This window comes from Pedobacter sp. HMWF019 (genome assembly GCF_003061025.1).
Lineage (GTDB): Bacteria > Bacteroidota > Bacteroidia > Sphingobacteriales > Sphingobacteriaceae > Pedobacter.
Genome location: NZ_QAIL01000438.1, coordinates 1 through 8,133 on the forward strand (window position 1 = coordinate 1; position 8,133 = coordinate 8,133).

Below are 8,133 nucleotides of genomic sequence, written 5' to 3' on the forward strand. Positions count from 1 at the left end.
GTGGTGCAGCATGGGAAACCGGAGGGCCAACCGCCCTTCTTCTGACACTTACCCTTGGCGGTGTGGCCGGAGAAGGTGGCTCTATCTCCGGGGAAGATTGAATCGGGCAGGCATCTGCATGGCAGGTAGCGGTTTCTTCGTCCCAAACCCCGCAGGTTTCTCCATCTTTTCCAGTCGGATCCAGTTGCATGATAGGGTTGTTTTTGACGTAGGCATAGCAGTTTATACCGCCCTGGATGCCGATCGGGTCACAACTGAGCCATCTGCCCAACCAGGGGAGATAGTACCTTGAACCATGATAACCGAAGCCGGTTTCTTCATCCCGTTCCATACCCGTGTAGCGGTAACGCTTGGCCACTGCTTTGATTGTGCTGCTGTTGGCCTGAAAAGCGGTGGTACCAAAAGGATGGTATTCTTCATAGCTGATTACTTCAGCGGTATCACTGAGTTCTAAAGCTGCCGAGCCAAGATGGTTGTGGAGCTGGTAGCGGATCAGTTGTTTTTCGGTGCCGTCGCTGATGTCGTTGCGGGTGTCGATCTGTACAAAGCTGTTGGTCCATGATGCTGAGGCTAACCCGCTCCAGGCCCGCGCTGGTGCCGCTGTACTTCTTGTAGCGTTCGTAACTGCCAATATAGATCCGTTCTTCTTTGACGGAAGGTGTAGCTCCGCCGCTGGCGCTGTTTTCGGTGATCTTGCGGAGGCGCTGGCCCTGAGCGTCATATTGATACCAGGTGGTTTCTGCAGTTCCGTTTGCCGGATTTACTTTTTGCTGAATGGTACTGATGAGTTCTTCTTTGAAGTTCCAGCTGATGGCATTCAGGTTAGGCATATTTAAGATAAAGCCATGTTTTGGATGTGTGGTATAGCTGTAAGTGGTACTGCCTATTTTGGTGTTATTTAGTCGGTTATTGGTTTTTTCATATTCGTAGTTTCTGGTCCAGTTATTTCCGGTGGCAAGTTGCGCCATTTGCAGGATATTGCCCACCCGGTCATATTGGTAGCTCTGGGTATAAGCCCGTATGGCCATAGAATCGCCTGGATGGAGTTGCTGGATAAAGGCTTTGTCATTCCAGTTGTCCTTGGTGTCGTAATTTAAGGCAGCCTTGTTTTCGCGTCCGGTGGCCTGGATGAGGCGGTACAGGGCATCGTAGGTATATTGCGATACGCCATCTGTTTTCTCATTGCCGAAAAAGGTTTTGGGAATGTTTTTGTCTTCGATATGGGTTACATTTCCTGTGGGATCGAAAGTATAATACCAATCCTGCAATGGATCATTGTTGAGCCTTTTGGATTCCAGCCGGTTGAGGCGAAAGGTTTGGGTGTCGTAATAAAAACGAGAGATGACATTATTGCCGTAAATGATCTTATTACGCTGACCTTTTTCATTGTAGTCAATGTCTTTGATGTAGGGTATTTTTATGGCCGATCCGGGTTCTTGGACCGATTGGCTCTGAAGCAGGCCCGTGCGGTTATAGGTGGGGCTGGAGATGCTTCCGTCTGGTGCGGTTTGCTGCGTGATTCTTCCTAAAGCATCGGATTCTATTTTGTAGGTAAATTCTTTAGTTTCCAGATCGTTGAGAAGATTGGAGTCGGTCCAGTTCGCTACGGTTTTATAGGATTTGAATAGTTGTCTGGTGGTTTCTATGGTCTGTCCTTTGAAATCGTATTCCGGAGTCAATACCACACCACCGGTATCGTAATGTTTGACCATTTTGCCCCGCAGGTTTTTGCTTTCCGGGCTGGGTTCTGTTTCGCCATAAAAGATCCTTTCGAAAATATGGTTGAGGGGCTGTGGGCCATCTCCGCCAAGGACCTGACTGTAAAGTGGTCTTTGAATAACATCATAGAAATAGCAGAATTCATGGTTCCGTTCGTCCCAGGTGCGTAAAGGGCTGCCTAAACAATTGGACAGGAGCCAGCGTTGCCCGGCATCCATGCTGTTCTGGTATACTTTGTGGCCCAGCATATCGTATTTATATTGCATCACCAGGTTGCCTTTGTTGCCATTTTCCGGTAACTCCCTGGCATCGGTAATGCTGCGCAGATTGCCTTCAATGTCTAATTTGACTTTGGTGTTGTAGAATTCATCGGCGTTGGTTTGTGAATTCCGGTTGTGTTCTATGGAAAGTACAGGCCTTCCAAGTGTGTCGAAATGGAGAATATCTGGTGTGTTGGCATGTAAAGCGGCTTGATCTGCTGCTTCTTTTTCTTTGATAGGGTCTTTGCCCTGGGCGATCAGCAAGCTGTCAATCAGGTTGTTGGTCCTGTTGGTGTACCAGGGCGAATCCAGGATGGTATCACAGGTATCGTAAATGCTTTGTTTCCAGGTGGAGAATTCTACCCTGGAAAAGCTTTCATCGGGCATGGTGGTTTTGACCAGTCGTCCAAGCGGATCATAGTGCATGAGTGGGCTTACACCGTTTTCTACCAGTTCAGCCGCTTCTTCGTAGTGCCAGGTGATGGAAAAATAGGGCTCGTATTGCTTAACCGGATTGCCTTTATTGTTGAGGACAGTGCGGCCGTTTCCAATCCAGCGGAAAGGTTCGGCTTGTACTTTTTTCATCACTGTACTCCCTATGCCGCTGCTGTATTCCAGGCTGATTTGTACGGGGGAATCGGGATTGTTTTTGAAATGTTGTTCTCTTAGTATCGTGGCGACGACGGTAGGTTTTCCTGTATTTTTGTAGGTATCAAAATCATAGACAAAACAGGATGTGGCATGGTGCAGCAGCATTTTTGCGGTATTGGTCAGTTGTAATCCGTCTGTGGCGTTGAAGAACTGGTTGATCAGGGTGTTTTCTGCAGGATTGCTGAATTCGGTTAAGCCACTGAGCTCATCGGCTTCTGTGCCTTTTCCGTAGATAGCGGTTGCTTTGACCAGGCAGAGTTCGTCGGTAATCACTTCAGATAAGTTTTGATTGGCATCGCGCAGGCGTTCTGGTGTTAAACTGCGGAAATTGAAACGCTCTGCAGTAGTGGTATTGCCTAATGCGTCTGTGGTTTGATCTATGAGCAGGTTATAATTGCCATAATAACGAACCTTGGTGATGGCGCCATAAGGGTCTGTATAGGAAATGGGCCTGTAAAAGCGGTTTGCTGCAGTTGTTTGGTCCTCTGCTCCGGTGATGTACTGTGTGGTTCCCGATTGGATCCACCAGTTGTTGTCGCCTTCGCTGTGGGTAAATTTGCCTTCTGTGAGCAGGGCATCAGTTGCTTTAATGCCAAAAATATCGGTCAACAGGTCAGGCGTAAAGGCAAGTTGGTAACTTTCGTAGCCTATGGCCAGGGATTCGAGCAGGTGTAGCGGGAGTGGACCACTGAGGTCATTTTTGTAATAGGTGCTGCGTACGTGTTCGATACATCGTTTTTGAGGGCTGGCCGGAGTGTTGTCTATTTGTGTATAAGGAATTTCTGTGGCGAGGTTGAGGATATTATTGAAATCGCTTAAGGTAAAGTAAGGGGTGTTTTTACTTAGCCCTTTTAGCTCGAATGTTTGGCTTTCTGTTTGTAAAGCTAAACGGTAGTTGTTGGTTTCGTTAATGCTGTTGCTGAGTTGGTTAAGCGTGTAAAGGATGTGCGTTTTGTTCTGCTCGTCCTGGGTTTCCACTGGTAAGCTCGCATCGCTAATTTTCCGCGGATAAACGACACTTGCTGATTCGAGGATATTGCCATATTCATCCAGTTTGATGTTGAGTTTGTGGCTGATCCTGGGATCGTCGGTTGCCCGTTCATAGGCATAGGAGATGGATTCGCTTTCTCTGGAAATGAAAACGGCGTATTTGTTTTGTCCTTTGGGCTGCAGCATTTCAAGAACTACGTTGTGGGTGGTTACTGAATAGGGACTGAGCTGTTGCCGGATCTGATCATTATTGGGCTTATTTAGTGGTGCATCTAATGCAAAGACTTCTGTACGGAGCCCCATGCTTTTACAGGTTCTTAGAGCCTGGCACCATTCTTCTCCGCTCAGATGATCAAGGAAACCAGGGTCTATGCCTGGCCCAGGCAAAATAGGAGCATCGGGCAACAGGCTTTCGTGATTGGTCACTGTAAAACCTTGTCTGGCCATTTCTTCGTACCAGTATTCGCGGGCAAATTGGTTCAGTATGTTGTCTTTCTGAAGGAAAGCGCCGGTATGGAACCAGTTTTTGGTATAGACGGGTGGTTGGTTATAATTCAGGTCTTCAAGTTGTTCAGTATCAGTTTGTTCCACCAGGCCAAAGCCCCGGAATTCTTGTTCGGGGTGGTCGTAATAACCATGGTGGTATTTGTAGCTGCTGCTGAACCGGTAGCCGGTAATTTTGTCGAGGGTTTCTGTTCTGGAAACACAATGTACCGGAAAATGCAGTTTAGTGATCCAGGGCCGTCCATTGAGCTTGTCTTCAATGTAAAACCGGGTAGAAGGCGTGTATTCTATAGTTACTTCTTTACCCAGGTTGTTTTTATAGCCGATGAGCAGGTGTGGCTTTTTGCTGTTCATCAGGTCGATATAGCGCAAGGGTGTATTGTTGTATTGAGGCAGGTTGCTGGACCAGGCGATACAGGAAAGACCATTACCGAGTAAATCGGTTACGGTGATATTGGCCTGGTTGTGGATCTCCGGGAAGGCGTTTGTTTCAAAAGGAACATTGTTGAAACTGTTGCCGCTGAGGTTCATCCAGCAACTGAACTTGTTTCTGCCAAGGTAGATGAGGTCTGTGGTTCCGGAGCCGTCCAGGTCGGCCAGTTTGATGTAACTCGGGTTAAAGGCATCCGGGAAGTCGAGGAACGGGGCGTTGTCCATGGTAACTTTGGCTCCGAATTGGCCGTATCCCAGGTTGGGCCAGTAGCAGACTTCGCCGTTCCTGATCCTTACAATGTCGGTCATTCCATCGCCAGACATATCGGCCAGGAAGATGGTTTGAAGCGGATCATAGAACAGAATGGCCGGGCCCGCTTCTTCGTCGGTAGCTCTGATGGTTCTCTTTGAGGCATCGTAACCGCCTTTGCCCAGGGATTCGTACCAGGTGAACACATTGTCTTCGGTGATCAGCAGGTCTGGTTTTCCGTCGCCGTTCAAATCGATCATGCGCATGTTGAGGTCATCCAGATTGATGTTGAGGCTGTTGAGGAAGTTTTGGAAGGGCTGCCACTGGTCCTGATCGTCGAGCTCGAAATAACCAGAAGGCTGACTGCCCATGCTGACGATTTGCTTGCGGCCGTCTGCATCCAGATCCGCGATTTGAAGGGCTTTACCTAGACCGGTAAAAGAGGGTTTTGGGCTGATGAGCGTGGCATTTTCGAACTGGCCCTTGCCCAGACTGTGTTTATAGTACCATCCTGTGGCTTGCTCGGTGAGCATGCCGGAGAGGCCTTCGTTAAAGAGGTCTGTAAATTGATAATTCTGGTCCAGACCTGCTGGGTCGTGGGTCAGTTCTTTCATCGTAATGTCTTGTACTTCGGTGCTCCAGTCGTGTTGCTGGTAGTCAAACTCGGTAGAAGGGAGGCTTTTACTGCTGTAACTGCCGTCTGCTTTTTTGATGTATCCCCGGGCAGTTGCGGTTTTCAGATAGGTGAAATCCCGTTGGCTGCTGGTATCGTATTGCAGGTCCATGGATTTGATCAGGGCAGATCCGCCAGGGAGTTCGTCGAAGTAGTGGAACAGGAGGACGCTTTTGCAGAGCCTGGTGGTTCGGAGTTCAAATCCGGGCTTGTAGGTTGAAAAACTATCGGTCCGGTAGTCCCAGTTGTTTGTTTTTTGGTAGTTAGTATCGTATTCTCCGTAGTCGAAAATGGTCTGGAACAGATAGTCTGTTTCTGGTGGATAGTTGTCGTTGAGTTTTTTATAGGGTGTTTTATTGCCGTAGAGTACCTTTGCGAGGTACATATTGGTATACGTGATCTGGCCGTTTTTAAAGCGGTTTTTATTGGGTAGCTGGTTTTTGTCGAAGCCGTTGGCGTCTTCTGGTTTATATTGGTAGTGGCAGCAATTGCCTTTGTCGTCAAAACTGAATTCGGGCAGCCACTGATAGATCCTATGTGGATTTTGTGGGTCTTTAATAACGCTGTTGCTGCTCCAGCCATAGAGAACCGTATTGTTGTTTTTGTTCATCACCCGCCATTTGAAGGTACCGGTCGTTTTCTCCATCCAGCGTTCTATTCTGGCGAACAGGCCTTCAATTCTGGGGCGATAAAAGCGGATTCGGTAGAGGCCATCGAGAGAATCCTGCTCCTTGTAGACATAGTTGCCCTTTAGATCTTTCGAAAAGCTCTGGTCGGCTTCCCGCTGGAATTCTGGCACCAGGTCTTCTGCGTCAGATAGTAAAAAAGTATCCGAATCTTGCGGATCGAGGTATTGCGGCAGCCCCTTATCTGTTTTCCTTTTGATGGAGGACAGGATTATGTCCCATCCGAGGCCAAAAGTGCTGTTTCCTGCACCGGAGCTGTAGGACAGTGTTAGGCTGGGCGCCATTCCCCTTGCCGCGCCGACCGGAAGTTCTATGCCAAAAGACGAGGTGCCATTCACTGCATTGACGGTGAATTTTTCGTCAATGCCTTTTAGAGCCCCTCCGCCTTTAGGGAGATTGACAGAAGGGATTTCGATCGTGTTAGACTTGGTTTTACCGCCTTCGGTGTTTAGAAACTGATCGGAGGAGTTTTTTTTTGATTCGCTGTCCATAGGTTTCGTGTTACTAATGAGTGATTTAGCTAGTCAAATTTGGTGTTTTTATGCTTGTGTTTGGCAGGGTGTATCTACGTGTTTTACGCAGGTATTAATACTTGAATTTACCGTTATGAACTATAGAACTTTTTTCAAAAATATCTTCATTGTCTTTGATGTAGTCGTATTGTAGACGCGCTGTATCGCCCTGTAGACGTATTGTAGTGGGGGAATGTTTGGAAACAGACCTGTCTAATTTGAAATTTGTGAAGGCAATATTGCCAGTGTTTTCAAATTGTAAAGGCTATGAACAATAAAACATTATCTATAGTATCCTATATTACCCTTATAGGCTGGCTAATCGCTTATTTTTCAGGTAAGGAAAAAGCAGATTCGTTACTTAAGTATCATTTAAGGCAGGCTTTAGGTTTAGCTATTGTAAGTATTATTTTCAATCTGGCTCTAAATGCAATACTACTTGCTGCGCCCGATCTTTCTTTTCTAGGTTTTGCTGGTTGGGCTATTTTGGTATTTTGGATACTGGGCATGATTAATGCTTCTAATGGCGCCGAAAAACCTGTGCCAGTTTTCGGCAAAGCCTTTGAGAATCAATTTGCCTTCATTGGTTAATAGGCTTAGACGAATACGACCCTATGATCACAGTAAAGAAACATCACAATACTAGACCAAAAGGATGAAAAAGAGATGGATGATATTCTGGATGCTGTATGCCCTGTTTTTTGCAGTGCCATTTCCTATGATCTTATATTATTCAATTAATAATGAAAAGGATATTGGAAGTCTTCAAAATCAATCACCTTGGTTTGCTTTAACGTTAGTTGCTCTATCGATTGTACTCTGGTTAATTGTTTTGACTGGTTTTTTGAGAAAATGGGTATTAAAGGTTCTAAGCGCTAAAAATAATATAGAAAAGCTTAAAAAGGAGGGGGTAACCCGCGAGGCTAAAATCATAACCTCTACCAAGCTTTCAAAACCAGGCGGGGGTTATGATACTTATGAACTTCAGTTGTCTTTCAAGAATCTTTCAGGCACGGAGATTAAACAGCGAGCAAAAGTGAATGACATTAAGCCTTATGAACGTCGTTTTGAAGTGGGGAAAACGCTAGAACTCAAGATTGATAAAGACCTCATACATATTCCTTATTTTGTCTTTTCCAGTTCTGAAGTGCAGGTGAAGAAGACTTTTGTCGTTTTGAGTGCATTGGGCTGGTTGCTTGTTGTTGTTTTGGTGGCGGGGTACTATGTGTTTTCTTATCAGCATGAAAGCTACGGGATGGGCTGGCGTTTTATGAGTATAGGTCATCCTTTACTGGTTTGCCCGGCCGTGTTTTTATTTTACAGAGGCCTGTCTGCACTTATTCTTAATTTTAATATGGAGTTCAGAGAATCAATTCGTCTTAAGTTTAAAGGAAAAAGAGCAACGGCAAACATTATTAGTGTACGTCAAACCGGAGTGTTTATTAATGAACAACCC

General features: G+C 46.3%; 4 protein-coding genes. 2 read left to right on the forward strand and 2 right to left on the reverse strand.

Translation table 11 applies throughout. From position 1 onward, the window contains the following. Positions 1-358: RHS repeat-associated core domain-containing protein (locus DBR11_RS30320; protein ID WP_233260876.1), on the reverse strand; the 358-nt coding region annotated here is incomplete at its 3' end. A gap of 82 nt (positions 359-440) precedes the next feature. Beyond that, positions 441-6,656, reverse strand: coding sequence for a SpvB/TcaC N-terminal domain-containing protein (locus DBR11_RS23155; protein WP_199233932.1), 6,216 nt, complete (start codon positions 6,654-6,656; stop codon positions 441-443). 288 nt (positions 6,657-6,944) lie between these two features. Between DBR11_RS23155 and DBR11_RS23160 the strand changes: the two genes are divergently transcribed. Both DBR11_RS23160 and DBR11_RS23165 read left to right on the forward strand, forming a co-directional pair. Continuing rightward, positions 6,945-7,268 (forward strand): import component protein, encoded by a 324-nt coding sequence (locus DBR11_RS23160; protein WP_108554975.1) that lies wholly within the window; start codon positions 6,945-6,947, stop codon positions 7,266-7,268. Between the two features lie 64 nt (positions 7,269-7,332). Next, positions 7,333-8,133, forward strand: an 801-nt coding sequence (locus tag DBR11_RS23165; protein ID WP_199233933.1) for a hypothetical protein, incomplete at its 3' end; no start/stop codon positions are given.

Bases quoted from the DNA above. Each gene is read 5' to 3' on its own strand.
- DBR11_RS23155 (WP_199233932.1), bottom strand. From the start codon at position 6,656: ATGGACAGCGAATCAAAAAAAAACTCCTCCGATCAGTTTCTAAACACC.
- DBR11_RS23160 (WP_108554975.1), top strand. From the start codon at position 6,945: ATGAACAATAAAACATTATCTATAGTATCCTATATTACCCTTATAGGC.